Source organism: Microbacterium esteraromaticum, assembly GCF_900163815.1.
Lineage (GTDB): Bacteria > Actinomycetota > Actinomycetes > Actinomycetales > Microbacteriaceae > Microbacterium > Microbacterium esteraromaticum_B.
This window is the reverse complement of the sequence record NZ_FUKO01000009.1, coordinates 88,719-114,911: the sequence shown is the minus strand read 5'-3', so window position 1 is coordinate 114,911 and position 26,193 is coordinate 88,719. Positions and strand designations below refer to the sequence as shown.

Genomic DNA, 26,193 nt, shown 5'->3' with positions numbered 1-26,193 from the left:
GCCCCGCTACTGCGCCGCCGACCAGGTTGCTTCCGAGACATGCGGCGGATGCGCGCCGGCGTCGTAGACCCGCACCCAATCCACCTCGACGGCGAGCACCTCGCACCCGGCATCCAGCGCCGCCGAATCGGCGAACCTGTCGCTGTACTCCTCACCGAGCCGCCAGCGCTCTTCGTCGCGGGTGACCCGCGCCCGCCCCTCGATCTGGACGGTCGTGTCCGCTCCCGTCACCGCGATGGCAACCCGTTCGCGCGCTCTGATGTTGGCGACCTTGCGGGAGTGCTCGGCGGCGTCGAAGATCACGAGTCCTGAGGCAGCCGTCGTCAGGCTGACATAGGCGGCCTGCGGTGCGCCATCGGCTCCGCACGTCGCGATGACGCCTGCTCCGCACACTCGAATGAAGTGCCCGACAGCAGCGCGGTCGGCTGCATCAATGCTCATGGCCTGACGCTACGCGCACTTCGCGTGCAGTGCGACCGCATCTCGTCACGGAGCGTCGTTGGGCGTGCGGGCGGCACTCGCGCGCCACAGCTTCGACGGCCACCAGATGGCGGATCCGATGTCGTAGCTGAGCGCCGGAACCAGAAGCGACCGCACGATGAAGGTGTCCAGCAGCACGCCGAAGGCGACGATGAAGGCGATCTGCACGAGGAACAGGATCGGGATCACCGACAGCGCGGCGAACGTCGCCGCCAGCACCAGGCCCGCCGAGGTGATCACGCCGCCGGTGACCGCCAGCCCCCGCAGGATTCCCTCACGGGTGCCGTGTCGGCGCGACTCCTCGCGCACCCGCGTCATCAGGAAGATGTTGTAATCGATGCCCAGTGCCACCAGGAAGACGAATCCGAACAGCGGAACCGCCGGATCTGCCCCCGGGTAGTCGAAGACGCCGTTGAACAGCAGAGCCGAAACTCCCAGCGCTGACCCGAACGACAGCACCGTGGTCAGGATCAGCAGCACCGGTGCGAGCACCGCGCGCAGCAGCAGCATGAGGATCACCAGGATCACCACGAGGATGACCGGAATGATGAGGTTCCGGTCGTGGATGGATGCTGTATTCGTGTCGATCGCGGTTGCCGTCACACCTCCGACCAGAGCATCGAGATCATCGAGCCCCGCACGAAGAGCAAGAACGGTGTCTTCGGCAGCGGCGGAGTCGGCCGCATCGGCCAGTGTTCCCTGCAGCAGGACCCGGTCATCGACGAGGGTAGGGTCGGGTGCCGGGGTCCCCGGCGGGCCGAATGCCTGTACGCCCTCTGCGGTGATCGGCGCGCTTCCGGAGGGGGAGTCCGATGCTGTCACCGAGACACCGTCCACGCCGTCGGTGTCGAGGAGCACGCCTGCGGCATCCTGCATCCGAGCCTGGTCGACCAGGACGTAGACCGGACTGCCCGATCCTCCGGGGAAGTGCTTGCCGAGCACCTGCTGCCCATCCCGCGCCTCGGACTGGCCGAGCACCAGGTCCGACTGCGCAACACCGCTCGCCTGCAGCTGGGTGGTGCCGACCGCGGCGAGTGCGAGGACCACCGCGGTCGTGATCCAGATGACGCGCGGACGGCGACTGATGAGGCGGGCGAGACGCTGCCAGATGCCGGTGCCCTCGAGCGGGTTCTCGTCGGCGGCATGATGCGGCTCGAAACGCGGACGACGCGGCCAGAACACCGCTCGGCCGAACAGGCCCAACAGGGCGGGCAGCAGGGTCAGCGCCGCGAGCATCGCGAAGATGATGCCGATCGCCGCGACCGGGCCCAGCGTGCTGTTGGACTTCAGATCGCTGAGCAGCAGGCAGAGGAGTCCGGCGATCACCGTACCGCCAGACGCGAGGATTGGTTCGAACGTCCCCTTCCACGCGTCGCGGACCGCCGGCCATCGCCGCTCGGTGCCGCGCAGCTCCTCTCGGAACCGTGCCACGAAGAGCAGCGAGTAGTCGGTCGCGGCGCCGATGACGAGGATGAACAGAATTCCCTGGGTCTGGCCGCTCAGCAGCAGGATGCCGAATTTGGCCGCCCACCACACGACCAGCAGCGCCACGCACAGCGCGAACAGGCTGGTGCTGAGCACGACGAGCGGGAGCAGCAGCGATCGGTAGACGATGATCAGGATCACCAGGACCGCGAGCAGCGCCACCAGCAGCAGGATGCCGTCGATGCCGGCGAACCCGGCGATGAGGTCAGCGGTGAAGCCGGCAGGGCCGGTGGTGTACACGGTGATGCCATCGGGCACCGCGCTGCGCAGATCTTTCGAGAGGGCGGCGGACACGTCGCCGACATCGGCATCCGCATCGATCGGCACGAACGCCTGCGCGGCACGTTTGTCTTCAGAGACGAGCACGGGAGACGAATCGCCCTTCACTCCCTCGGCGGTGACAGCATCGGACAAGGCCGTGCTCAGCGCATCCTTCGTGGCATCGTCGATCTCAGCATCTGCCTCGAAGACGACCACTGCGGGAATCGAGTCCGCCCCCAGAAAGGCCTCGAGCGACTTCTGCACCTCGGTGGCGGGCGCCGAGTCCGGCAGGTAGGCGGTGCGGTCGTTGGAGGAGACCTCATCGACCTTGCCGAACAGCGGTCCGCCCAGGCCGGCGCCCACGAGCCAGAGCAGGATGATCACTCCCGAGAGCAGCCCGCGCAGCCATGGTCGGCCGGTGTTCTGTCGCTGTCGCAGTTCAGCCCGTGTTGTCATGCTTCTCCCCGGTTCGCTGTGGCCACGCTAGCACCGTCACACGGCCGCCAATGAGAATCGCCGACGCCCTCCCGGAGGGCGCAGCAGCGGCCTAGAGTGTGGACATGGAGAGAACGCTGGTGATCTATGCGGTCGTCCCGGTTCCCAGTGGGAATCGGGTAGAGATCACGCAGGTCCGCGCGCGGCAGGCGGACGCGGAGGCATCGGCCGCGTGGGCTTCGGATGCGGGCGAGATCGTGGCGGTGCGTGACCTCAATCGGGGAATTGGCTATCAGCTGCGCGACGTTCCTCGCGATCAGGTCGACACGTGGCGGGCGCAGGTGCGCGACTGCAGCGTCGTCGATACGGCCTGCGGTCCGCGGACGACGCTCACGGTCATGGCGGTGGATGCACGGCAGTCCGCTGCAGATGCACTCAGCGAAGCGGATGCTGCGGCTCTGGCGGCCAAAGCAGAGTCTGACCGGTGGGGCGGGACGGATCGGCCGCAGACCCCGCCGCCGAAGCGATTCTGGTGAGGCGACATCGGCAGAATGCTCAGCGGAAATCGCGCGAGCGATGTACGAAGCGCGTGCGCAGATCTTCGAATGCATCGGCAAGGATATTCACCACGCCCTCATTCGATCGCTCCAGCATCCCGCGCACGATGAGCGCGGGCGAGTCCCGGGCCACCTGACGGTAGCGGCTCCATACTCCCGTCGAGCACACCACATTGACCAGTCCCTCCTCGTCTTCGAGATTGACGAAGGTGATCCCACTCGCCGTGGCCGGGCGCTGCCGATGCGTGACGAGCCCCGCCACTTCGACGCGCCTGCCCTCCTCATGGTCGCGCAACTGGTCTGAGCGCAGCACACCCCGATCACGGAGGGATTCCCGGAAATGCGCGATCGGGTGGTCATCGGTGGAGATGCCCGTCGCCCACAGATCCGCCACCAACTGCTCGTGGCTGCTCTGATCGGCGAACAGTGGCGGCTGCACCGACACCGCCGTACCGGGAAGGAAGCGTGCCCGGTCCTCGCTGGCGGAACCTGCCATCCACATCGCCGTGCGCCGACTGATGCCGAGGCAGTCGAATGTTCCCGCAGATGCCAGCGCCTCCAATTGAGCGGCGGTGGCATCCGTGCGCCGTACGAGATCGTGCAGGTCGCGAAATGGTCCGTGCTGCTCTCGTGCGGTGACGATCCGCTCCGCCAGGGCCGTGCCGATGCCGCGCACGCCGGAGAGTCCGAGCCGCACCGCGAATCTGCGATCTCGGCGGTGCGCAGCCGACTCGTCAGGGGCATGCCGATCGAACGGGCGAGGAGAGTGCGGCTCGCTCGCGTGCTGACAGGAGGCGAGACCGGTCGGACCCGGACCGTCTTCGATTCGCTCCAGGGCATCCATCGCCCCGGAAGCATGCAGATCGGGACGCAGCACCCGCACGCCGTGCCGACGGGCATCCGAGGTCAGTGACGATGCTGAGTAGAACCCCATCGGCTGCGCGCGCAGCAGCCCCGCCAGGAAAGCGGCGGGATAGTGCAGCTTCACCCAGGAGCTGGCATAGACGAGCAGTGCGAACGACAGCGAGTGCGATTCGGCGAAGCCGAAGTTCGAGAACGCTTGGATCTGCGCGTAGATGCGATCGGCGGCCTCGCCGGTGAGCCCCTTCTCGGCCATGCCGGAGTACAGCGTTTCACGGATGCGATCGATCTTCTCCAACCCGCGCTTGGATCCCATCGCCCGTCGCAGCAGATCAGCATCATCAGCTGAGCAATCACCGAGCACCGTCGCCATCTGGATCAGCTGCTCCTGGAATACGGGGATGCCCAGAGTGCGCTTCAGCACCGGTTCCAGCACAGGGTGCGCATAGGTCACCGGGTCCTGCCCGAGCTTGCGCCGCACGAATGGATGCACGGCCCCGCCCTGGATCGGACCCGGCCGGATCAGGGCGATCTGAATCGCCAGCTCGTAGAACTCGCGGGGCTGCAGCCTGGGCAGGAGTCCCATCTGCGCTCGCGATTCCACTTGGAACACGCCGATCGAATCGGCCCGGCAGAGCATGTCGTACACCGCCGACTCCTCCTTCGGCAGCGACTGCAGCGTCCACTGCTCGCCGGTGGACTCCTCGATCAGATCGAAGCAGTGCCGCAGCGCAGCCAGCATCCCGAGGCCCAGCAGGTCGAACTTCACCAGCCCCATCCACGCCGCATCATCCTTGTCCCACTGGATCACGGTGCGATCGGCCATCCGGGCATGCTCCACGGGAACCACCTCGCCCACCGGGCGTGCGGTGAGCACCATGCCGCCGGAGTGGATGCCCAGGTGCCGCGGCGCCTTCAGCAGCTCACCGGCGTAGGAGAGCACATCGGCGGGGATGTCGCTGCCCTCCGTCGATTCCAGGGTCGCGCCCCAGCCATCCACCTGCTTAGACCAGGCGTCCTGCTGACCCGGTGCATGCCCGAGGGCTCTCGCCATATCGCGGATGGCATTCTTCGGCCGGTACTGGATGACATTCGCCACCTGAGCTGCACGGTCGCGGCCGTACTCGCGGTACACCCACTGGATGATCTCCTCGCGACGACTGGAATCGAAGTCGACATCGATATCGGGCTCCTCCTCGCGCGTGGTCGCCAGGAAGCGCTCGAAGGGAAGGCGATAGAGGATCGGATCGACAGCGGTGATGCCCAGCAGATAGCAGACGGCGCTCGCCGCAGCCGAGCCTCTGCCCTGACAGAGGATGCCGCGTCGTCTGGCTTCCTCCACGATCCCGTGCACGATCAGGAAATAGCCCGGAAAGTCCTTCTCCTCGATGACATTCAACTCACGTTCGATCCGCGAGCGCCCCTCGGTGTCGAGCCGCGGGTACAGTCGCGGCACGGCTTCCCAGACCAGCGCACGCAGATGACTCATCGTCGTCCGCCCCTCCGGCACCGGTGTCTGCGGCAGGGCCGGACGTGCCCGCCGCAGGGGAAAGGCGCATTCCGCAGCGATGCGCAGGCCGTTCTCGATCGCTCCTGGATAACGACGGAAGCGACGACTCATCTCAGCGCCGCTGCGCAGATGCGCGGTGCCGTGTGCGGGCAGCCAGCCATCCAGCTCATCCATGCTGCGGGTGGCGCGCACGGCTGCGATGGCCTCGGCCAGTCGCGCACCTTCCGGTACGGCGTAGTGCACGTTGTTCGTGGCGACGGTGCGCAGGTGCAGGGCGGTGGCGAGCTCGGCGAGAGTGTCATTGCGGCGGGTGTCGAGTGGATCGCCGTGGTCGATGAGCTCGACGGCGACCTGATCCCCGCCGAACAGATCCACCAATCGGCGCAGCGGTGTCTCGGCGTCGCCGTCGGCCAGACCGCGCCGCACGGCGCCCTTGCGGCATCCGGTCAGAATCGTCCAGTGGCCGCCCGCGCTGGCGGCCAGATCATCGATGTCGTAGAGCGGGCGACCCTTCTCGCCGCCGCGCAGCTGAGCGCGGGTGATGGCGCCGGCGAGTCGGTGATACCCCTCTACACCTCGCGCCAGCACGAGCAGGTGCTCGCTCGTGGGATCTGCCGCGCCGCGCCGTTCCGGGGACGGACTCGACAGCATCCCCTCGTTCAGCCCCAGCGACAGTTCCGCGCCGAACACTGTCTGCACTCCGGTGAACTCGGCGGCTTCGGCGAAGCGCGCCGCACCGTAGAAGCCGTCATGGTCGGTGATCGCCAGCGCGGTCAGCCCCAGGGCTTCGGCCTCGGCCAGCAGATTATCCGGTGACGACGAGCCATCGAGAAAGGAGTAGGAGCTGTGTGCATGCAGCTCGGCATAGGGCACGGCATGCTCTGGTCGCGCCACGGCCGGGGGAGCGGCCGGCGCACGGTGCCTGCTCAGCGGACCGGGGTCGACGCGGTCTCCTGAGGGCTCGGCGGATGCTGGCGCCGTCGGTGCGCTGAGCGTGCGCTCCAGCTCCGCCCAGGACAGCTTCGGGTTGTGCCATCCCGCCATCAGCGATACCTCCCCTCAGCCCACCAGCACCCCTCGGAAAGGAAGACCAGCCAGGCTCGATGCCTGGCATCCAGCAGCTGAAAGCGGTGGCCGCATCTGACTCGCTCGGCATCCCACCGGTGCTCGCTCATCGGCCAGGGGCCGGCCCATCCGATCACCTCGTCATCGTCGATCCGGGTAGGAGTCTGCGAGAGATCTCCCCGGGCATCGACACGGACTTCGGCACCGCCCGGCCCCACCACGCGAATGGGACGCGCGGGGATGAACACCTCCGAGGGCAGGGGGCCGGGCAGGCTTCCGGGCCAGGGGCGTGCGGGGTCGCGCTCGATGACGGAGCGCTCTCCCCATGGAGTGAGGACCTGGCGGTCGGCGAGCATCCGGCCACCTGCCACTGCGGCTGTGACCACTCCGCGGTGCCCGAGCAGCGTCTGCACCCGGGAGACCGCATGGTGCAGACGCTCATCCGATCCTGAGCCGAACAGCCCGAGCTGGTGATGGGCGGCATCGTCGATCGCTGTGGGGATGATCCGCGCACCTATGATGCCGCGGAAGGCATGCGCGGCATCGGCGTCGTCTGGGGACTCGGCGATGATCGCCTCGAGCTGCCAGCGGATCCGGTCGACCAGGTCGCCGGCGTCGAAGCAGGTCGGGTGCAGCCAGGTGCGTGAGAACACGCGTCCGTCGTCGTCGGTGAGATCGATGCGCACCTCGGTGCACACCACCGATGCATCTGCGAGAGCCAGCAGCACAGCATCCGCCGTCTGCCGAACCGCGAAGGCGATCTGATCGGTCTGGCCGAGCGGCGTCTCGAACTCGCTCTCCCTCGCCAGCTCAGGGTCGGGCGGCCGGGGAGAGAGCGGGCGGGAATCCGCACCGCACGCCAGGGCGTGCAGGCGCGCCCCGTGCTCGCCGAAGCGGGCGTGCACAGTGCTGGCATCGAGGGCAGCGAACTCTCCGAGGGTGGTGATGCCGAGCCGCTGCAGCAGGCCTGCCAGCTCGCCCTCGCCGAGCACCTGCAGCGGCAGAGGAGCGAGGAAGGCCCGTGAAGCACCGGGAGGGATCACCTGCTGCGTCGGGGCGGCTCGGGCAGCCAGCTCGGCAGTGAAAGCACCATCTGCCACCCCGATCCGAACCTCGGGATACCCCGCGTCGGTGAGGACCGCGCGCAGCACGTCGGCGGCTTCGGCTTCGCCGCCGTGAAAGCGGGAGATCCCGCGGGAGCGGAGTGCGGCGAGCCCAGGGCGCAGCAGATGCACCCCCGGAGAATGCTCTTCGATCAGACGCAGCACCGGCAGAAAAGCGCGTTCGTCCTGGGCAGGGTCGTGCGGCAGCATCCGCAGTGACGGCAATCGGCTCTGCGCGAGACGGCGTCGCTGGCCGACGCGCACTCCCTGTGCTCGGGCTGAGGCCGTGCATGCCACGACAGCATTCGCATGCACGAGCGCGGTGGGCGGGTGCGGGGGAGCAGCCTTCAGCGCTGCGCGCAGCGGCCAATCCGGAAACCAGATGGCGTGCATCCGCATCGTCTCCTGCGCGGCCATCACGCCACCGCCCATCGGGGATGGCTGGGCAGAGACGCGGCCTCGGCGGGGGCGGTCTCGACTCTGCCCAGCCCATCAGGAAGCCGCACGCGCAGGCTCTTCGGACGCGGGGTGGATCGGGTCTGCGCTGTCACCGTCACCGTGCGATCCGACAGCAGCCCCCACCCTTCGCCCAGACCCTCCCAGTGCGGATCGTGCAGGCTGATCAGCCCCTCGCTCTGCGGCCAGGCGGGAACAGCAGGGGAGGCGGTCGCCAGCATGGTGCAGCCGCGATCGCGCAGCCGGGCGGCCAGCCGAGCGGCATCCGCATCGCGCACGCGGGTGCCGGGGTTCACCGCGATCAGCGGAACCACCTCGGCCAGAGCGGAGACGACAGCCAGCCATCTGTCACCGGGAGAGGGCACCAGAATCAGGCGAGAGAGATCGATGCCGTAAGCCGCCGCAGCCTCGAGACCGAGGGTCGGCATGCCCACGGCTGCGCACCAGCTGCCACGGAGCGAGGCGGCACTCATCAGTGCGAAGATCAGACTCGGTGAGGGAGAGACGGAGTACACCGCTCCGGTCTGCAGACCCTTCTCCGGCAGCAGCGGCTGCAGCACGGAATCCACCGGCAGCACCGCATCTTCACTGCGGCGACGCTGCATTCGCCCGATCTCGCGGCGCAGTCGAAGAATGTCTCCCGCTCGCTCATCGGCGGGGGAGAGCGCCGCAACCGTTCCGATCCCCATGCATCCATCCTCGAATATAACTTCGAATACTTCAAGTATATCTTGCACGATAGTTCGGACATCCGACATTGCTCTGAGGTGGGATCGGGATACGCTCTGTGCATGCGGATCGAGTTCGAAAGCGTCGTCACACTCTGGGATGCGCGGGTGGAATCCTGGTTCTTCGCGACGCTGCCCGAAGAGCTCTCCGCCGAGATCAGAGAGCTGCCCGCGCCGACGCGCGGCTTCGGATCGCTGCGAGTCGCGGCGCGGATCGGCAGCACGACCTGGAAGACCTCGATCTTCTTCAACGGATCGGCCTTCGTGCTGCCGCTGAAGAAGCAGGTGCGACAAGAGCAGTCGATCGAAGAAGGCGGCATCGTCGCCGTGGATCTCGACATCCTCGATGTCTGACGAGTTGTCCACAGGCATCCGCGCGGACAGCCCGCGATCGCCTAGCCTGCCAGGGTGCCCATCCATTGCGTCGTCGTACTGATCGCACATCTGCTGCTGGCTGGACTCGGAGCATGGCTGATCGTCATCGATGCGCGCACGCACCGTCTGCCCAATCGCATCGTCCTGCCGACCCTGGGCGCTCTCGTGCTGCTGATCGTCATCGAGGCGCTGGCGACGGGAGACGGCGGACGGATGCTGCGCGCCCTGCTCGGCGGTCTTGCTCTCGGCGCGTTCTACGCCGTCATGCATCTGGCCTCGCGCCAGGGCATGGGCGGCGGCGATGTGAAGCTCGCGGCGGTGATCGGGCTCGTGCTCGCGTGGCACAGCTGGCAGACACTGCTGATCGGAGCCGCTGCGGCGTTTCTGCTCGGCTCGCTCTTCGCGATCACACTGATGCTGCTGCGTCGCGCGAATCGGAAGACCCGCATCGCTTTCGGCCCGTGGATGATCCTCGGCGCCGCACTCGCGATCGTCGCGACGTGAGGTCGAACGCGTCACGGCGCTCCCGCCCGATGTCGCCGCAGAGGACTATGGTGAGCACATGGCAATCGCACGACTTCACGGCGGCCCGCTCGACGGGCAGATCATCCCGCTCGAAAGCGTGGACCAGGAATCCCTGATCCTGCCCTACAGCGAGACCCAGCTGACCTATCAGCGCGAGGGCGAGGCGACGAACACCGGCGATCACGACGGTCCCTCCGAGGTGGCGTTCCGGTTCGTTGAATCCAGTGACGAGATCTCGCCCGGTGACGACTGACGCCGGGGCATCCGAACCTGCGGCATCCGAACCTGCGGCATCCGAGCCGCAGCGCACGTTCGAGGTGGAGCGGAAATACGACGCGGACGCTGACACGCCGCTGCCGGACTGGTCGGCTGTTCCCGGCATCATCCGGGTGAGTGCAGGCGAGCCGCGCGAGCTCGACGCCCGCTACTTCGATACGGTCGATGCTGCGCTCGCACGCGCTGGCGTCGCGCTGCGCCGCCGCACAGGTGGGCCGGATGCCGGTTGGCACATCAAGGGTCCGCGCCAGGGCGACGGCCGGCTGGAACTCGGCTGGCCGCTCGATGTCGACGATCAGATGCCGGAAGCCGTCGCTGCCGCGGTCGCGCAGTGGACGACCGCTGAGCTGCAGCCGCTCGCGCGAATCGAGAACTCCCGCGTCGCGTTTCACCTGTCCAACGCACAGGGAGTCGTCGCCGAATTCGTTGATGATCATGTGCGGGCGACCGATCTGCGCGCCGGCAGGCAGCGCAGCTGGCGGGAATGGGAGATGGAGCTCGGTCCCGCCGCCCCCACCGATGATGCCGGTCGCGATGCCTTCTTCACGGCGGTGGAACAAGCGGTCCGAGCAAGCGGCGGGCGTCCGCCCTCGTCAGGGTCGAAGCTGGCTCGGGCGCTCGGCGCCTGACGGCAGCATCGGACGCGGGCGCTCTGACGCAAGCCCCTTGTCCCCGACGGCGCGGAATGCTTGTGTGTGCACATGAGCCGTCCTATTCAACTGCGATCACTGCAGACGATCGTGCCCGATATCGTCCTCGAGCAGAATGCCGTGCGCGATGTCTTCGCCGCGCAGCCGGAACTCTCGCGCCTCGCTCGAAGGCTGGTCACCGCCTCCTTCGACGGCTCTGGCATCGAGACGCGACACAGCGTGCTGACAGAACTCGACCCGAGTCAAGAGGCATCGTCGACGCTGTTCTACGACCGCGAGTCTGGATCGCTTCTCAGCCCGGGAACCAAGACGCGCAATGACATCTACATCCGCGAGGCGGATCAGCTCTACATCGCGGCGGCCCGCCGTGCACTCGACGCAGATCCAGACCTCGTCGCCAGTGATGTGACGCACATCGTGACGGTGTCGTGCACCGGCTTTCACGCCCCGGGCCCCGACTACGCGATCGTCAGGGCTCTGGGCCTGTCGGATTCGGTCGAGCGCTACCACCTCGGCTTCATGGGCTGCTACGCATCGATGCCGGCCCTGCGGGCCGCCGCACAGTTCTGCCGCGCAGATCCGCAGGCGGTGGTGCTGGTGGTCAGCGTGGAGCTGTGCACCCTGCATCTGCGGTCCTCCGATGATCCGGACCAGATCATCGCAGCGTCGCTGTTCTCCGACGGCGCGGCAGCGGGGGTGGTCACGGCGAGAGAGCTGCCGACCCCGGTGCCGGCCTTCTCGCTGGATCGCTTCCACACGGCGATCGCGCCGGAGGGCGAGCGCGACATGGCGTGGACCATCGGCGACAGCGGCTTCGAGATGGTGCTCTCCACCGCTGTCCCGAAGATCATCGGGGAGAACATCGAGGCCGCTCTGGGCCCGCTCTGGGCAGAAGATGACGCACCGAGCGCGGCGTTCGACGAGGGAAGGATCGGCGACGCGGTGCAGCACTGGGCGATCCACCCCGGCGGACGCAGCATCCTCGACCATGTGCAGGACCGGCTGCATCTCAGCGATGCGCAGCTGCAGCCCGCGCGCGAAGTGCTGCGCACCTGCGGCAACATGTCGAGCGCGACGGTGCTGTTCGTCCTGAAGCACATCCTCGAGGAATCCGATGCGAGAGCAGGAGAGCGGGTGACCGCGATGGCCTTCGGCCCCGGTCTCACGGCAGAGAGCGCGCTGCTCACCGTGCTAGGGGAGGAATGATCGCCGACCTGTCATCGCGGGCAGTCCATGCGCGCGAACGGATGGATGCTGCCGATGCGGATCTGAGCATGCTGGAGCGCACCTATGCCCGGTTCGGTCTCGTCAACGCCGTGGTGTCCGGCGCGCGCGCTCTCTATCGCCGCGAGGTGCGTCCGCGCGCACAGAGTCGGAGCCTGCGGATTCTGGATATCGGCTCCGGTGGCGGTGACCTCACCCGCGCGCTGGCCGGCAGGCTCCGTCGCGACGGACTGGATGCGCAGATCACCGCGGTCGACACCGATCCTCGGGCGGTTCGCTGGGCTCGGCAGCACGATGACACCGGGCGGGTGATCTGGCGCTGCGCGTCGTCATCCGAACTTGTGCACGAGGGCGACGAATTCGACGTGATTCTCTCGAATCATGTTCTGCACCATCTGACTGCCGCAGACCTCGCCGGCCTCCTGGGCGATTCGCAGATGCTCACCGCTCCCCACGGGGTAGTCATCCACAGCGATATCGCCCGGAGCAGGGCCGCATATCTCCTGTTCGCCGCCGCGACCGCGCCGTTCGCGTGGAACCTGCTGGCTGGTTCCTTCATCCGTCCGGACGGGCTCACCAGCATCCGCCGTTCGTACACCGCCGCGGAGCTCGCCGAAACGGCACCCGCCGGGTGGCGCGTGGAAGAGCGGATGCCGGCCCGTCTGCTGCTGCGATGGGAGGCGGGGGATGGCCGATCATGAGGTGATCATCGCCGGGGCGGGACCGGTGGGCTTGATGCTCGGCTGCCTGCTTGCGGGGCGCGGGATCGATGTGCTCGTCTGCGATAGCGGCGACGGCGTCGATGGACGTACACGGGCGATCGGACTGCACCCGCCTGGTCTTGCCGCACTCGATGAGGCCGGGGTGGGGGAGCAGATCCGCCAGTCGGCTGTGCGTCTCGAAGGCGCGGAGGTCTTCGCTCGCGGGCGGATGCTGGCATCGGTTCCGCTGGTCGGTCGGCGCGAGGTGCTCGCCCTGCCCCAGGGGCGCACAGACGCCGTGCTGCGCGGGCGCCTTCAGCAGTTGGGTGCAGCGATGCGCACCGGGTGCGAAGTGCGAACCGTGGAGCAGGACGGTGCCGTCGTTCGGGTGCAGGTCGTCGAAGAAGCGATGGCCAAAGAGCTGACTTCCTCCTTCTTCATCGCCGCTGATGGCGTTCGCAGCATCGTGCGCACGCAGCTCGGCATCCCGTGGCTCGCCCGGCCCGGCCGCGCGCGGTATTCGATGATGGACATCCCCGATCCGGATGCTGCCCCCGTCGCCCGGCTGTTCTGCGAACCCGCGGGCATCGTCGAATCCTTCCCTCTGCCGGCCGGTGCGCGAAGGTGGGTCGTGCGTCACACCGATGACGCCGCCGAGCTTTCTGCCGACTCCTTCGTCGGCGAGATCGACGCTCGGACCGGCATCCGCATCACGCCACCGGCCGACTGTGTGCCCACAGGGTTCACCGCGAAGCAGCACCGCGCCGAGCGGGCTGTGCATGTTCGCATCGCGCTGCTCGGCGATGCGGCGCACGAGAGCAGCCCGATCGGGGGCCAGGGCATGAACCTCGGCTGGGTGAACGCCCGGCGCCTTGCCGAGAGGATCCAGGCGGCGCTGCAGTCAGGAGGTGTGCTGAGCGGTGACGACCGTCGGTCAGCACGAGCGGTCGCCGCTGTGCAGCGTCGTGCGCACTTCTACATGTCGATGGGCAGTCCGGCCGCCGGCGTCATCCCGCCTGCACGCGAGACGCTGATCCGCATGCTCGGCTCCGCACCTCTGCGCCCCGCTGCGGCGTGGCTCATGACCATGGGAGGACTGTGATTCGGAGGCCCGCCCGACACGTGCACGGCATGAGGAAGGCCCGGTCACCAGGACCGGGCCTTCCTCGGGAATGGTGCCGGATCAGAAGTTGATCATGTGTCCGGCGAGGCCGTGGAAGCCCTCCTGCAGGGCCTCGGACAGCGTCGGGTGCGTGTGCACGTTGCGGGCCAGTTCCAGAGCGGTGAGATCCCACTTCTGCGCGAGCGTCAGCTCGGGCAGCAGCTCGGACACATCCGGGCCGATCATGTGTGCGCCGAGCAGTTCGAGATGCTCGGTGTCGGCGATCATCTTCACGAAGCCGACCGGCTCACCCAGACCGTGCGCCTTGCCGTTGGCCATGAACGGGAAGGTGACGACCTTGATGTCGTGCCCCTCGTCCTTGGCCTGCTGCTCGGTGAGGCCGAATGATGCGACCTGAGGCGAGCAGAACGTCGCCCGCGGCATCATCCGGTAGTCGCCCAGCGTCTGCGTCTCGGCCTTGCCGATGGTCTCGGCGGCCACGACGCCCTGCGCCTCGGCGACGTGCGCGAGCTGCAGCTTCATCGTGACGTCGCCGATGGCGTAGATGCCGTCGACGTTCGTGCGCATGTGGTCGTCGATGTCGATGGCGCCGCGCTCAGTGAGCTTCACGCCGGTCTTGTCGAGGCCGTAGCCCTCGACGCGGGGCGCGAATCCGACGGACATGAGCACCTTGTCCGTGTCGATGGAGGTCTGGTTGCCGTCCTTGCCGGTGTATGTGACCGAGACGGAGGAACCGTTGTCGACGATCTTCTCGACCCTGGTGGAGGTGAGGATGTCGACACCGTAATTCTTGTACTGCTTGGTGATCTCCTTCGACACATCGGGATCCTCATTGGGAAGCGCGCGGTCGAGGAACTCGATGATCGTGACCTTCACGCCGTAGTTCGTCATGACGTATGCGAACTCCATGCCGATCGCGCCGGCACCGACGATGACGATCGACTTCGGCAGCTCGCGGGTGAGGATCTGCTCTTCGTAGGTGACGACGTTCTCGCTGAGCTCGACGCCAGGAAGCAGACGCACCTTCGAGCCGGTGGCGATGATGACGTTGTCGAAGGTCACCTCTTCGGTCGACCCATCGGATTTGGCGACAGAGATCGCCTTCGGCCCGGTGAAGGTTCCGCGACCGTTGTACTCGGTCACCTTGTTCTTCTTCATCAGGAAGTGGATGCCCTTGACACGACCCTCCGCGACCTCGCGGCTGCGATCGAACGCCTTGCCGAAATCGATGGTGAAATCACCCGAGATGCCGAAGAAATCGGCCTTGTGATTCAGAGTGTGGGCCAGTTCCGCATTCTTGAGCAGAGCCTTCGAGGGGATGCATCCGACGTTCAGACACACACCGCCCCAGTACTTCTCCTCGATGATCGCGGTGGACAGGCCGAGCTGGGCGCTGCGGACGGCGGCGACGTATCCGCCAGGGCCCGCGCCGAGGATGACGACATCGTAGTGTGGCATGTTCCCAGCCTATCGCCTGCGCTGGATCGCGAGAGAGCAGATGCGGGACAGAAAAGGACAAGTCCGGCCTCCCGATGAGGCCTCGGCATCCGATAGGCTGGAGCGTCAGGGAGGGACGACTGTGAGAGATAGCGACAGCACAACCGGCGCCGGCGGCGCGATCCACCGCAATGGTGAGCAGCGTCATGACGTGACGCAGACCTTTGGTCATGAGTCCGACCTTTCTTTCGTGCCCTTCGGGGCCGATCTCACCGAAGCGGAGAGCGCCGCGATCGCCGCGCTGCCCGGCGGTTCCGCGCTGCTGCTGGTGCGCGCAGGCGCGCTGGCCGGCGCTCGGTATCTGCTGGACGCCGAGGTCACCACCGTCGGACGCCACCCCGAGGCAGACATCTTCTTCGATGACGTGACCGTTTCGCGTCGTCACGCAGAGATCACTCGGTCGGGCACCGCCTTCGAGATCATCGATCAGCGCTCGCTGAACGGTACCTATGTCAACGGCGAACGCGTCGATCGCAGCGAGCTCGCCACTGGTTACGAGTTGCGCATCGGCAAGTTCCGGATGAACTTCTTCGCTTCACCGATCGACCTCGCAACGGCGACAGACTGATGGCGGCGGCGGGTGCCGCGCGGGGTCGATCTGAGCCCGCGGGTCTGCTCAGCATCGGCCAGGTGCTGGCTCGTCTCACACCAGAATTCCCTCAGCTCACCTCGAGCAAGCTGCGTTTCCTCGAGGCGCAGAAGATCGTCTCGCCTTCGCGCACGGAATCCGGGTACCGCAAGTTCTCGGCATCCGACGTCGATCGCCTGCGCACCGCGCTGACGCTGCAGCGCGACCACTATCTTCCGCTCAGCGTCATTCGCGAGCAGCTCGACGACGCCGAGGCCAGGGGCGAGGCGTGGAGCGCTCTCGCGCCGCCATCCATCGCGCCGACCGCGCGCCGATACCGCCGAGATGAGCTCGTCGCGCGCACCGGTGCGACCCCGCAGCTTCTCAACGATGCCATCAGCGCCAACCTCATCACCGCCGCCGAGAGCTACCCGGAGCAGATCGTCACGCTGCTGTCCGGCCTGGTGTCGCTGGCTCGTCACGGCATCGAACCGCGCCACCTGCGCAGCCTTCGTCAGAACGCAGAGCGTGAGGCGGCGCTGATCGAATCAGCCCTTTCCACACTGCTGCGCCGGACGGATGCCGCGTCGCGCGGTCGTGCCTCAGAACTTGCCCCAGAGCTCGCCACGCAGATCGACGATGTGCGCAGTCTTCTGGTGAAGCAGGCGCTCGAGCGAGCGCTTACGTAACGAACGGGTTGCGACACACCTTCGAGGTGAGTCGGATGTCATTGCCGGGACACGTGCCCTGCTCTAGCGTTGAGGTAGTCGGCCAGGAGGGAATGAATATGAATGCGGATGAGCTTTCAGGCAGCCCGCGGTTCGTGTCCGAACTTCTCTTCACAGACGGGCTTCCCGCTATGGATGATGAGGTCGGATACCGGGGTGCGGTCGCCGCTCGTGCGGCGGGCATCACCTACCGTCAGCTCGACTACTGGGCGCGCACCGAACTGGTCGTCCCGACGGTTCGCGGAGCCAGCGGCTCCGGATCGCAGCGGCTCTACGGATTCCGCGACATTCTCGTTCTCAAGCTGGTGAAGCGACTTCTCGACACCGGCATCTCGCTGCAGCAGATTCGCACCGCTGTCGAGCAGCTGCGCGCCTCCGGCATCCGCGATCTCGCCGGAACCACACTGATGAGCGATGGTGCATCGGTATACCTGTGCACCTCCAACGACGAGGTGATCGACCTCGTCAGCCGCGGTCAGGGCGTCTTCGGCATCGCGGTCGGCAAGGTGCTTCGCGAAGTCGAGTCCACACTCGTCGAATTCGATCCGACGGCCCCGGACCCGGTCGACGAACTCGCCGCCCGGCGCTCCAAGCGCACGGCCTAACCCTTCTAGCCACGCGCCACTCCAACTGTCGCTCCGCGCCGCGCGGAGCCGTCGGGGCGCGTAGGCCCGGCTCACGGGTTCGCCCTTCGACAGGCTCAGGCACCCACGAGGCTCAGCGGCCCAGGCCCACCCAGGCTCAGCGCCCAGGGGGAGGGTCAGGACTGAGAGCCGTTTTCGGGAACAGGCACACGGCCGGCGCGGATGATGCGGTCCAGCAGCAGGTCGAAGTCAGCGGCCAGTTCCTGCGCGGAGTCTCCCGGCCAGATGTGCAGCGGCTTCGCCGCCCCCTGCGCCTGCTGCAGTGATGTGCGCTCCGGAAGCTGGGGGGCGAGCACGAGCGGGCCGAACATGTCGCGCAGCTCCTTGATGCGGAACTGATGCTCGATCGACTGCGGTCGCACCCGGTTCACGACGATGCCCAGCGGCTGAAGGCGGGGGGAGAGCCCGCGCCGGATCTCCTCGATAGCGCGCAGCGCACGGTCAGCAGCAGCGACCGAGAACAGTCCGGGCTCGGTGACGACCATCACGCGGTCGCTGGCCGCCCACGCGGTGCGCGTGAGGGCGTTCAAGGACGGAGCGCAGTCGACCAGGACGAGGTCGTACTCGCTCTCGACGGTTGCCAGTGCCTCTTCCAGCTTCCACACGTCGCGCACACTCGGGTGCGGGCCGTCGAAGTTGATCGCGGACGGGCTGCCGATGAGCAGATCGATCGTGCCGGGGTGCACCTTCGCCCAGCCGCTGGTGGTGATCGCCTGGCGGACGACCTTCTCCTTGGGATTCTCGAGAACGTCGGCGATGTTCAGCCGGCCGGCGATCTGGATATCCATCCCGGTCGACACATCCGATTGTGGATCGAGGTCGACGACGAGGGTACGGATGCCACGGGCGAAGGCGGCGGAAGCGAGACCGAGAGTAACGGTCGTCTTTCCGACGCCCCCTTTGAGAGAGCTGACGCTGAGTACGTGCACGAGCTACACGTTACCGTGCCCTAGTCTGGGGAGACACTCAGCCCCCGCCCTGCGCGTCGATCGGCGCGCGTCGACCTCTCCAGAGGTGTGCATGTTTCAGAAGATCTTGGTGGCCAATCGCGGTGAGATTGCGATCCGTGCATTCCGCGCGGCCTATGAGGTAGGGGCGCGCACCGTCGCGATCTTCCCCTACGAGGACCGCGGCTCCCTGCACCGGCTGAAAGCCGATGAGGCCTACGAGATCGGCGAGCGCGGCCACCCCGTGCAGGCATACCTCGACGTGGATGAGATCATCCAGGTCGCGCTGGATGCCGGCGCGGACGCGATCTACCCCGGGTACGGATTCCTCTCCGAGAACCCCGAGCTCGCCGAGAAGGCGACCGCGGCGGGCATCACCTTCATCGGTCCGCCCTCCCACGTTCTGGAGATGGCAGGCAACAAGGTCGAGGCGAAGCGGCACGCTGTCGAAGCAGGTGTGCCGGTGCTGCGGTCCACTGAGGCCTCCGGCGATGTCGACGCGCTGCTCGCCCAGGCAGATGAGATCGGCTTCCCGCTGTTCGCGAAGGCTGTCGCCGGCGGCGGCGGCCGCGGGATGCGACGCGTCGCCACCAGGGAAGAGCTCGGGCCCGCACTCGCCGAGGCGATGCGCGAGGCGGGTGCCGCCTTCGGCGACGATCGCATGTTCCTCGAGCAGGCCGTGCTGCGCCCCCGCCACATCGAGGTGCAGATCCTCGCTGACGGACACGGCAGCACCGTGCACCTGTTCGAGCGCGACTGCTCGGTGCAGCGTCGCCACCAGAAGGTCATCGAGATCGCCCCGGCACCGAACCTCGACGATGACACCCGCAGCGCGCTGCACCGGCACGCCATCGCCTTCGCCGAGTCGATCGGCTATCAGAACGCGGGCACGGTGGAGTTCCTGCTGGAGACCTCCGGTCCTCGCACCGGCGAGATCGTCTTCATCGAGATGAACCCTCGCATCCAGGTCGAGCACACGGTGACCGAGGAGGTCACCGACATCGATCTCGTCCGCGCGCAGATGCAGATCGCGGACGGTGCGACGCTCGCAGACCTTGACCTCGAACAGGACGATATCCGCCTGCGCGGCGCGGCGCTGCAGTGCCGAATCACCACCGAGGATCCGACGCAGGGCTTCCGCCCCGATACCGGCAAGATCACCACCTACCGGTCGCCGGGCGGCGCCGGTATCCGTCTCGACGGCGGCACCACCGCCGCCGGTGCGCAGATCAGCCCCTACTTCGACTCGATGCTGTCCAAGCTCACCTGCCGCGGGCGCACTTTCGGCACCGCTGTCTCGCGGGCCCGTCGGGCCCTGGCCGAGTTCCGCATCCGCGGCGTCTCCACGAACATTCCCTTCCTGCAAGCCGTGCTCGATGACCCGTCTTTCGCCGAGGGCGACCTGTCGACGTCGTTCATCGATGAGCGTCCGGAACTTCTGCGCGGTCGCGTGTCGAAGGACCGCGGATCGAAGATCCTGAACTGGCTGGTCGACACGACGGTCAACAAGCCCTACGGGGAGAATCCGCTCACCGTCGCTCCTGCGCAGAAGCTCCCGACCCTCGATGTGAGTGCGGATGCGCCTGCGGGCTCGCGCCAGCAGCTGCAGCAGCTGGGCCCTGCCGGATTCGCAGCGGCGCTGCGCGCGCAGCATCCGCTCGCCGTCACCGAGACCACCTTCCGCGACGCCCACCAGTCGCTGCTGGCGACGCGTGTGCGCACGCGCGACCTCGTCGCGGTCGCGCCGTACGTGGCGCGGATGACGCCGCAGCTGCTGTCGGTCGAAGCATGGGGCGGAGCGACCTACGATGTCGCGCTGCGATTCCTCGGCGAAGACCCGTGGGAGCGCCTGGCCGCGCTGCGCGAAGCGCTGCCGAACATCAACATTCAGATGCTGCTGCGCGGACGCAACACGGTCGGCTACACGCCGTACCCGACCGAGGTCACCGACGCATTCGTCCGCGAGGCCGCAGCCACCGGCGTCGACATCTTCCGCATCTTCGACGCCCTCAACGATGTCTCGCAGATGCGCCCTGCGATCGATGCCGTGCTCGAAACCGGCACCGCAGTCGCGGAAGGCGCCCTCTGCTACACCGGCGACCTGCTGAACCCCGGTGAGAACCTCTACACCCTCGACTACTACCTGCATCTCGCGGAGCAGATCGTCGATGCCGGCGCCCACGTGATCGGCATCAAGGACATGGCCGGCCTGCTGCGCCCTGCCGCGGCAGCGAAACTCGTCACCGCGCTGCGCGAGCGCTTCGATCAGCCGGTGCACGTGCACACGCACGACACTGCCGGCGGTCAGCTGGCAACGCTGCTCGCGGCGAGCGATGCCGGGGCGGATGCTGTCGACGTCGCTTCCGCGCCGATGTCGGGAACCACGAGCCAGCCCTCGCTCTCGGCGCTGATCGCCGCGCTCGCCCACACCGAGCGGGACACCGGGATCGACCTGCAGGCGGCCTCCGATCTCGAACCGTACTGGGAAGCGACCCGCCAGCTGTACCGGCCATTCGAATCGGGGCTTCCCAGCCCGACTGGCCGTGTGTACCACCACGAGATCCCCGGCGGTCAACTGTCCAACCTGCGCCAGCAGGCGATCGCCCTCGGTCTTGCGGATGACTTCGAGCTCATCGAGAACATGTATGCGGCCGCCGACCGGATCCTCGGTCGCGTGCCGAAGGTGACCCCGTCATCGAAGGTCGTCGGAGACCTGGCGCTGCATCTCGCAGCCGTCAAGGCAGATCCGGCCGATTTCGAGGCCAACCCGGAGAAGTACGACATTCCGGACTCGGTGGTCGGCTTCATGTCGGGCGAGCTGGGGGATCTGCCAGGAGGGTGGCCCGAGCCGTTCCGCAGCAAGGTTCTCGCAGGCCGCGCGGCCAAGGCCGCAATCACTCCGATCTCCGATGCGCAGCGTGCCGCGCTCGACGGAGCGTCGGACGAGCGTCGCGGCATGCTGAACGAGCTGCTGTTCCCCGCGCCGACCAAGACCTTCAGCCAGTACCGCGAGCAGTACGGCGACCTCTCGGTGCTCGAGACCGCCGACTACCTCTACGGCTTGACTCCGGGGGCGGAGCACGCGGTCGAAATCGAACGAGGTGTGCGCCTGTACGTGGGTCTCGAGGCGATCGGCGATGCCGACGCCAAGGGCATGCGTACGGTGATGACCACGCTGAACGGCCAGCTGCGGCCGGTGTCCGTGCGCGATCGATCAGTGGCGGCTGATTCCCACGAGATCGAGAAGGCCGACACGGCGAAGCCCGGCCAGATCGCGGCACCCTTCTCCGGTGCGGTGACGCTGAAAGTCGAAGAGGGAACCGTGGTGAAGGCTGGAGATCCGGTCGCATCCATCGAGGCGATGAAGATGGAGGCGGCGATCACCACCCCCATCGAAGGCGTCGTCGAGCGACTGGCGATCAGCGCCACCCAGCAGGTCGACGCGGGTGATCTTTTGGTCGTCATCCGTTCGGCGCACTAATCTTGGGCGGGCGCGTGTCTGCGCGCAAGCTTGGAGTTGAACGTGACGTCGAAGAAACCTGTCGATCCCGAGGGGGACGATTCTCTCGGTGTGCTCGATGACACCGCGTCGTCGGACACCACGGGCATCGGCCTGATCGGCGGCACCGCTCACGTGAGCGTGTCAATGCCCGCCGGTGACGAAGACGACGATCTGGTCGACGACGAGGTCGTCGGCGGCGAAGTCATCTCGGACCTCATCATCGACACCTCCGCAGTCGCCGATGAAGACACCCTGGCGCGGATGCAGCAGGTCTCGCCGGAGATCATCATCGAGCTCCCCGCCGAAGCGCTGCCCGTGAAGTCGACCGCGCCGGACAGCTCCGACGACACCGTCGAGTCGGATGCTGCCGAGTCGGATGGCGGCGAGTCTGACGCTCCCGAGCCGGATGCTGCCGAGCCGCGTGCTGCGGATGCCGTGGCCGCGCCCCGCACCGACGCGGAGCCCAAGCTCGAGCCGATTGATGTCGAGCCGGTCGTCGACGAAGCGGAAGAGCCGGTCGACCCACCGGTCGCGGCACCCGCGAACCGACCGGACAAAACCGCATCGAAGAAATCTTCTGCATCCAAGAAGTCGTCTGCATCCAAGACTTCATCGAAGCAGCCATTGTCTGAGAGCGCCGAGAGCTCATCCAGGAGCAGTCGCTCCCAGAGCGCTGCGCCGGCGCAGAAGACACCTGCGGCGCCCGGTTCTCCGGAGCCGAAGTCTGCGGAGTCGAACTCCGCGGAGTCGGAATCCCAGGCCGCCGAGCAGCCAGTGAAGGGCGAGGCGGTCGTCGACTTCGAATCGGTGGTGGCTGCGGCCAAGGCCGAGTTGCGCGAGGCGATGTCGCCGGCACGCCCGCCGCAGCAGGACAGCACTCGATCACGCATGATCGAACCCGCAGAGGAGAAGACCCCAGTGGCGACGAACGACCGCGTGCCAGCTGCCCGCGCCGCAGCATCCGAGAGCCCTGCTCCGGCTGCCGATCTCTCACTGAGCTCGAAGCGGCTTGATGACCTGGACGGCGCCGCCGGACGCGAAAGCGCGGATCTGCTCACCGCAGACCGTCTGCTCGACCCGGCCAAGCTCGCCAAGCCCGAACCGGAGGGGACGTGGAGCCATCTGCTCTACTCGATCTCCGGTGGGCTCATCAACATCGGCGACGGACGCAAGGCTCGAGAGCGCAAGGCGCTGAGCACGCGCATCGCCGCGCCGATGACGGGCACCGCACGGTTCGTGCCGGTGCTGTCTCGAAAAGGCGGCGTCGGCAAGACGACGGTCACTGCGCTTCTCGGCATGGCACTGGCGGATGCTCGCGACGATCGCGTGATCGCCGTCGACGCGAATCCTGACCGCGGCACGCTCGCCGAGCGCGTTGTCGGCAGCCAGACGAAGTCGGTGCGCGATCTGGTGCGCGCGCAGCACGACATCCGCGGTTTCCACGATATCTCCGCGCTCGTCGCCCGGGATGAGACCCGCCTCGACGTGCTGGCATCCGACTCCGATCCGCGGGTCTCCGAGGCCTTCGGCGATGCCGACTACCGAGACGTCGCCACCGTGGCCGCGCAGTACTACTCGCTGGTGCTCACGGACTCGGGAACGGGAATCGTGCACTCGGTGATGGGAGCCACTCTCGATCTGGCTGACCAGCTGGTGATCGTCTCCGGGCTCAGCGTCGATGAAGCGCGGCTGGCGTCTGAGACCATCACCTGGCTGGAGTCCAACGGCCATGCGGGCCTCGCACGTGACGCGATCGTGGTGCTGAACCAGTCGACGCCGGGAGCACCGCTGGTGCGCCTGAGCGAACTCGAATCGCACTTCTCCACTCGCGCCAAGCATGTACTGCGCATTCCATACGATCCGCAGATCGCCGGTGGCGGTGCCATCGACTTCAGCAGCCTGCGACCGGAGACTCGTCGTGCAGCCCGTGAACTCGCAGCGACCCTCATTGAGGGCCTGCGCACAAAGGCAGCCTGATGACGGTTCGTGAGATCCGTCTCTACGGCGACCCGGTGCTGCGCACAGTCAGCACCGCGATCGAAGACATCGATGAGGGCGTGCGCGCGCTCATCGCCGACCTGGTCGACACGGTCGAACTGCCCGGGCGCGCGGGCGTCGCCGCGAACCAGATCGGGTTCGCGCTGCGCGCCTTCAGCTACAACATCGATGGCGATATCGGCTATGTGATCAATCCCGTGCTCACCGAGGTGCGCGGCGAACCCGAGCTCGTCGGCGAGGGATGCCTGTCTGTGCCGGGGCTCTGGCACGACACGCCTCGGCATCCGTGGGCGCGCGTCGAGGGCATCGACCTCGACGCGCAGCCGGTGGTGCTGGAGGGGGAGGGGCTGCTCGCGCAGGCGCTGCAGCATGAGACCGACCACCTCGAAGGGCGGGTCTATCTGAGCCGCCTGGAGGGCGATGTGCGCAAGCAGGCGATGCGCGAGGTGCGCGAGAGCGACTGGTTCTGAGACGCCCTTCGACAGGCTCACGGACTCACGGGAGACGCACTCAGGAAGCCGCGTCCGCCGACGGGCTCATGAAGTGTGAGCCCGTCGACGCGTGTCAGCCCAGCGGCGTCGTGGTGGTGTGCACCGGCTCGTCGTAGATCTCCGAGATCTTGCCTGCGAAGTCCTTGAGGATGATGTTGCGCTTGATCGACATCTTCGGGGTCAGGTGGCCGCTGTCCTCGGTCCACTCCGACGGAAGGATCGTGAACTTGCGGATCGATTCGGCGCGCGAGACGGACTTGTTGGCGCGATCGACGGCGCGCTGGACCTCGTCGCGCACGGCGGCGTTCCGGCTCGCTTCCTCGAGGGACATCTTGGCGTCCAGACCGTTGTTCGCCAGCCACGTCGGCAGCATCTCCGGGTCGAGGGTGACCAGCGCCGCGATGAACGGCTTCTGATCTCCGACGACGACGACCTGACTGATGATCGGGTTGCCGCGGATCGGGTCCTCAAGAGCGGCCGGGGCCACGTTCTTGCCACCCGCGGTGACGATGATCTCCTTCTTGCGGCCGGTGATCGTGAGGAAGCCCTCGGAGTCGAAGCTGCCGATATCACCGGTGCGGAACCAGCCGTCGTCGTTGAACGACTCCGCGGTCGCGGTCGGGTTGTTCCAGTACTCCTTGAAGACGTTGATGCCGCGCACTTCGATCTCGTCGTCCTCGCCGAGGCGCACGCCCACACCGGGCAGGGCCGGACCGACCGTGCCGATCTTCGACTTGTCGGCCAGGTTGACCGTCGCCGGTGCGGTGGTCTCGGTGAGGCCGTAGCCCTCGAGGATCACCACGCCGAGGCTGTGGAAGAAGTGCCCCAGACGTGCACCGAGGGGGGCCGAGCCGGAGACGGCGTAGGCGACATTGCCGCCCATGGCCTCACGGAGCTTGCTGTAGACGAGCTTGTCGAACAGGGCGAACTTGAGCTTCGTCCCGAAGGGGATCTTCTGTCCCTCTTCCTTGAGTCGGGAGTGCTCGACGGCGACAGCCGCAGCAGCCCGGAAGATCTTGCCCTTGCCGCCGGCTTCGGCCTTCTGCTCCGCCGAGTTGTACACCTTCTCGAAGACCCGGGGCACGGCGAGCAGGAACGTCGGCTTGAAGGATCCGAGTGCGGGCAGCAGGTTCTTCGTGTCGGGCTGGTGGCCCGTGCGAACACCCGAGTGCACCGCGAGGATCGAGATGAAGCGCGCGAAGACGTGGGCGGTGGTGATGAACAGGAGCGTCGACGCGCCGGGCATCGACACCACAGCATCCAGCGCCTTGGCCGAGTTGCGCGAGAGCTCGACGAAGTTGCTGTGCGTGAGAACGCATCCCTTCGGTCGGCCCATGGAGCCGGAGGTGTAGATCAGCGTTGCGATGTCCTCACCACGGGCGAGGTTGCGGCGCCGCTCGATCTCGGCATCCTCCACCGACGCGCCCTGCGCGGTGAAGGAATCGATCGCGCCGAGCGCGAGCTGCCACACCTCGCGCAGCAGCGGCAGGTCACCGCGCACCTCGTCGACGCGGGCGAAGTGATCGGGAGATTCGACGATGAGAGCGGTGGCGCCGGAGTCCTCCATGATCCACTGGATCTGCGAGGGCGAGCTCGTCTCGTAGATCGGCACCATGACGGCGCCCGCGTAGAACAGTGCGAAGTCGATCAGGGTCCACTCGTATGTGGTGGATGCCAGGAAGCCGACCTTCTCGCCCGGCTGGATGCCCGCAGCGACGAATCCCTTGGCGAGAGCGATCACCGCGGTCTCGAAGTCCTTCGCGGAGATGTCGCGCCAGCCGCTGCCCTCCGGGACGGAGAAGAGGGCGAGATCGGGGGTCTTCTGCACACGCTGTGCGAGCAGGTCGGTGACGTTCGCTTCGGGGTCAGCGGGGACGATCGCGGGCACTTCAAACTGAACCACGGCAGCTCCTTCGGTGGGCGGGTATCTGACGATCCTAGGGCATGACACTCGGTAGCGCCGCACGTGAAACTCGGTCGCGTGCGACTCCGCACGGCTAGAC

General features: G+C 67.1%; 22 protein-coding genes. 14 read left to right on the top strand and 8 right to left on the bottom strand.

All coding sequences use genetic code 11. The features are described 5' to 3' along the window. Positions 1-6: 6 nt before the first annotated feature. On the bottom strand, positions 7-441 hold the full coding sequence (locus FM104_RS02505) for a pyridoxamine 5'-phosphate oxidase family protein (RefSeq protein WP_087129881.1): 435 nt from the start codon (positions 439-441) through the stop codon (positions 7-9). Positions 442-486: 45 nt separating this feature from the next. Then, on the bottom strand, positions 487-2,682 hold the full coding sequence (locus FM104_RS02500; RefSeq protein ID WP_087129880.1) for an MMPL family transporter: 2,196 nt from the start codon (positions 2,680-2,682) through the stop codon (positions 487-489). A gap of 104 nt (positions 2,683-2,786) precedes the next feature. Between FM104_RS02500 and FM104_RS02495 the strand changes: the two genes are divergently transcribed. Beyond that, positions 2,787-3,197 (top strand): hypothetical protein, encoded by a 411-nt coding sequence (locus FM104_RS02495; protein WP_087129879.1) that lies wholly within the window; start codon positions 2,787-2,789, stop codon positions 3,195-3,197. Positions 3,198-3,216: 19 nt separating this feature from the next. Here FM104_RS02495 and FM104_RS02490 read toward each other — a convergent pair whose 3' ends face one another. Genes FM104_RS02490 through FM104_RS02480 form a run of 3 tightly spaced genes read right to left on the bottom strand, consistent with a single transcriptional unit; the run spans position 3,217 to position 8,902 of the window. Next, entirely contained in the window at positions 3,217-6,633 is a 3,417-nt protein-coding gene (locus tag FM104_RS02490) for an error-prone DNA polymerase (RefSeq protein ID WP_087129878.1), read from the bottom strand. After that, entirely contained in the window at positions 6,633-8,189 is a 1,557-nt protein-coding gene (locus FM104_RS02485; protein WP_256971479.1) for a DNA polymerase Y family protein, read from the bottom strand. The genes FM104_RS02490 and FM104_RS02485 overlap by 1 nt, the downstream gene beginning before the upstream one ends. Next, complete coding sequence (locus FM104_RS02480; protein WP_087129877.1) at positions 8,174-8,902, bottom strand: hypothetical protein; 729 nt, start codon at positions 8,900-8,902, stop codon at positions 8,174-8,176. The genes FM104_RS02485 and FM104_RS02480 overlap by 16 nt, the downstream gene beginning before the upstream one ends. 102 nt (positions 8,903-9,004) lie before the next feature. Between FM104_RS02480 and FM104_RS02475 the strand changes: the two genes are divergently transcribed. The 7 genes from FM104_RS02475 to FM104_RS02445 all read left to right on the top strand — a co-directional run bounded on the left by FM104_RS02475 (position 9,005) and on the right by FM104_RS02445 (position 13,794). Then, positions 9,005-9,295, top strand: coding sequence for a DUF1905 domain-containing protein (locus FM104_RS02475; protein WP_087129876.1), 291 nt, complete (start codon positions 9,005-9,007; stop codon positions 9,293-9,295). Between the two features lie 54 nt (positions 9,296-9,349). Beyond that, positions 9,350-9,820, top strand: coding sequence for a prepilin peptidase (locus tag FM104_RS02470; protein ID WP_087129875.1), 471 nt, complete (start codon positions 9,350-9,352; stop codon positions 9,818-9,820). A gap of 58 nt (positions 9,821-9,878) precedes the next feature. Further along, positions 9,879-10,094 carry a response regulator gene (locus tag FM104_RS02465; RefSeq protein WP_087129874.1) on the top strand — a complete coding sequence of 72 codons (216 nt, stop codon included), beginning with the start codon at positions 9,879-9,881 and terminating at the stop codon, positions 10,092-10,094. Continuing rightward, positions 10,084-10,746 (top strand): CYTH domain-containing protein, encoded by a 663-nt coding sequence (locus FM104_RS02460; protein ID WP_087129873.1) that lies wholly within the window; start codon positions 10,084-10,086, stop codon positions 10,744-10,746. Before FM104_RS02465 ends, FM104_RS02460 begins: the two co-directional genes overlap by 11 nt. 72 nt (positions 10,747-10,818) lie before the next feature. Next, positions 10,819-11,973 carry a type III polyketide synthase gene (locus FM104_RS02455; RefSeq protein WP_087129872.1) on the top strand — a complete coding sequence of 385 codons (1,155 nt, stop codon included), beginning with the start codon at positions 10,819-10,821 and terminating at the stop codon, positions 11,971-11,973. Continuing rightward, on the top strand, positions 11,970-12,692 hold the full coding sequence (locus FM104_RS02450; RefSeq protein WP_087129871.1) for a methyltransferase domain-containing protein: 723 nt from the start codon (positions 11,970-11,972) through the stop codon (positions 12,690-12,692). Before FM104_RS02455 ends, FM104_RS02450 begins: the two co-directional genes overlap by 4 nt. Beyond that, the gene (locus FM104_RS02445; protein ID WP_087129870.1) at positions 12,679-13,794 is read left to right on the top strand and encodes an FAD-dependent oxidoreductase; all 1,116 of its coding nucleotides are present in this window, start codon (positions 12,679-12,681) and stop codon (positions 13,792-13,794) included. Before FM104_RS02450 ends, FM104_RS02445 begins: the two co-directional genes overlap by 14 nt. An 81-nt stretch (positions 13,795-13,875) precedes the next feature. Here the strand turns inward: FM104_RS02445 and lpdA are convergent, their stop codons facing one another. Then, positions 13,876-15,273: a dihydrolipoyl dehydrogenase gene (lpdA, locus tag FM104_RS02440; RefSeq protein ID WP_087129869.1), complete on the bottom strand. Its 1,398-nt coding sequence runs from the start codon at positions 15,271-15,273 to the stop codon at positions 13,876-13,878. Between the two features lie 121 nt (positions 15,274-15,394). Here lpdA and FM104_RS02435 point away from each other — a divergent pair, with 121 nt between their 5' ends. From FM104_RS02435 to FM104_RS02425, 3 genes are all read left to right on the top strand, one after another. Then, entirely contained in the window at positions 15,395-15,880 is a 486-nt protein-coding gene (locus FM104_RS02435; protein WP_373407827.1) for an FHA domain-containing protein, read from the top strand. Next, positions 15,880-16,569 carry a transcriptional regulator FtsR gene (gene ftsR / locus FM104_RS02430; protein ID WP_087129868.1) on the top strand — a complete coding sequence of 230 codons (690 nt, stop codon included), beginning with the start codon at positions 15,880-15,882 and terminating at the stop codon, positions 16,567-16,569. The genes FM104_RS02435 and ftsR overlap by 1 nt, the downstream gene beginning before the upstream one ends. A gap of 98 nt (positions 16,570-16,667) precedes the next feature. Beyond that, on the top strand, positions 16,668-17,213 hold the full coding sequence (locus tag FM104_RS02425) for a MerR family transcriptional regulator (protein WP_087129867.1): 546 nt from the start codon (positions 16,668-16,670) through the stop codon (positions 17,211-17,213). A 155-nt stretch (positions 17,214-17,368) separates the two neighbouring features. On the opposite strand, the gene FM104_RS02420 is transcribed toward FM104_RS02425, so the two are convergent. Further along, positions 17,369-18,181 (bottom strand): ParA family protein, encoded by an 813-nt coding sequence (locus tag FM104_RS02420; RefSeq protein WP_087129866.1) that lies wholly within the window; start codon positions 18,179-18,181, stop codon positions 17,369-17,371. 91 nt (positions 18,182-18,272) lie between these two features. Here FM104_RS02420 and FM104_RS02415 point away from each other — a divergent pair, with 91 nt between their 5' ends. From FM104_RS02415 to FM104_RS02405, 3 genes are read left to right on the top strand one after another with little or no spacing between them, the layout of a single operon-like run. Further along, positions 18,273-21,680: a pyruvate carboxylase gene (locus FM104_RS02415; RefSeq protein WP_087129865.1), complete on the top strand. Its 3,408-nt coding sequence runs from the start codon at positions 18,273-18,275 to the stop codon at positions 21,678-21,680. A gap of 42 nt (positions 21,681-21,722) precedes the next feature. After that, on the top strand, positions 21,723-23,678 hold the full coding sequence (locus FM104_RS16425; RefSeq protein ID WP_256971478.1) for a MinD/ParA family ATP-binding protein: 1,956 nt from the start codon (positions 21,723-21,725) through the stop codon (positions 23,676-23,678). Continuing rightward, the gene (locus FM104_RS02405; protein WP_087129864.1) at positions 23,678-24,169 is read left to right on the top strand and encodes a peptide deformylase; all 492 of its coding nucleotides are present in this window, start codon (positions 23,678-23,680) and stop codon (positions 24,167-24,169) included. The genes FM104_RS16425 and FM104_RS02405 overlap by 1 nt, the downstream gene beginning before the upstream one ends. A 94-nt stretch (positions 24,170-24,263) precedes the next feature. Here FM104_RS02405 and FM104_RS02400 read toward each other — a convergent pair whose 3' ends face one another. Then, the gene (locus tag FM104_RS02400; protein ID WP_087129863.1) at positions 24,264-26,093 is read right to left on the bottom strand and encodes an AMP-dependent synthetase/ligase; all 1,830 of its coding nucleotides are present in this window, start codon (positions 26,091-26,093) and stop codon (positions 24,264-24,266) included. Positions 26,094-26,193: the final 100 nt, after the last annotated feature.

Bases quoted from the DNA above. Each gene is read 5' to 3' on its own strand.
- ftsR (WP_087129868.1), top strand. From the start codon at position 15,880: ATGGCGGCGGCGGGTGCCGCGCGGGGTCGATCTGAGCCCGCGGGTCTG.
- FM104_RS02445 (WP_087129870.1), top strand. From the start codon at position 12,679: ATGGCCGATCATGAGGTGATCATCGCCGGGGCGGGACCGGTGGGCTTG.
- FM104_RS02450 (WP_087129871.1), top strand. From the start codon at position 11,970: ATGATCGCCGACCTGTCATCGCGGGCAGTCCATGCGCGCGAACGGATG.
- FM104_RS02415 (WP_087129865.1), top strand. From the start codon at position 18,273: ATGTTTCAGAAGATCTTGGTGGCCAATCGCGGTGAGATTGCGATCCGT.
- FM104_RS02455 (WP_087129872.1), top strand. From the start codon at position 10,819: ATGAGCCGTCCTATTCAACTGCGATCACTGCAGACGATCGTGCCCGAT.
- FM104_RS02505 (WP_087129881.1), bottom strand. From the start codon at position 441: ATGAGCATTGATGCAGCCGACCGCGCTGCTGTCGGGCACTTCATTCGA.
- FM104_RS02405 (WP_087129864.1), top strand. From the start codon at position 23,678: ATGACGGTTCGTGAGATCCGTCTCTACGGCGACCCGGTGCTGCGCACA.
- FM104_RS02480 (WP_087129877.1), bottom strand. From the start codon at position 8,902: ATGGGGATCGGAACGGTTGCGGCGCTCTCCCCCGCCGATGAGCGAGCG.
- lpdA (WP_087129869.1), bottom strand. From the start codon at position 15,273: ATGCCACACTACGATGTCGTCATCCTCGGCGCGGGCCCTGGCGGATAC.
- FM104_RS02465 (WP_087129874.1), top strand. From the start codon at position 9,879: ATGGCAATCGCACGACTTCACGGCGGCCCGCTCGACGGGCAGATCATC.
- FM104_RS02490 (WP_087129878.1), bottom strand. From the start codon at position 6,633: ATGGCGGGATGGCACAACCCGAAGCTGTCCTGGGCGGAGCTGGAGCGC.
- FM104_RS02495 (WP_087129879.1), top strand. From the start codon at position 2,787: ATGGAGAGAACGCTGGTGATCTATGCGGTCGTCCCGGTTCCCAGTGGG.
- FM104_RS02500 (WP_087129880.1), bottom strand. From the start codon at position 2,682: ATGACAACACGGGCTGAACTGCGACAGCGACAGAACACCGGCCGACCA.
- FM104_RS02475 (WP_087129876.1), top strand. From the start codon at position 9,005: ATGCGGATCGAGTTCGAAAGCGTCGTCACACTCTGGGATGCGCGGGTG.
- FM104_RS02485 (WP_256971479.1), bottom strand. From the start codon at position 8,189: ATGGGCGGTGGCGTGATGGCCGCGCAGGAGACGATGCGGATGCACGCC.
- FM104_RS02425 (WP_087129867.1), top strand. From the start codon at position 16,668: ATGAATGCGGATGAGCTTTCAGGCAGCCCGCGGTTCGTGTCCGAACTT.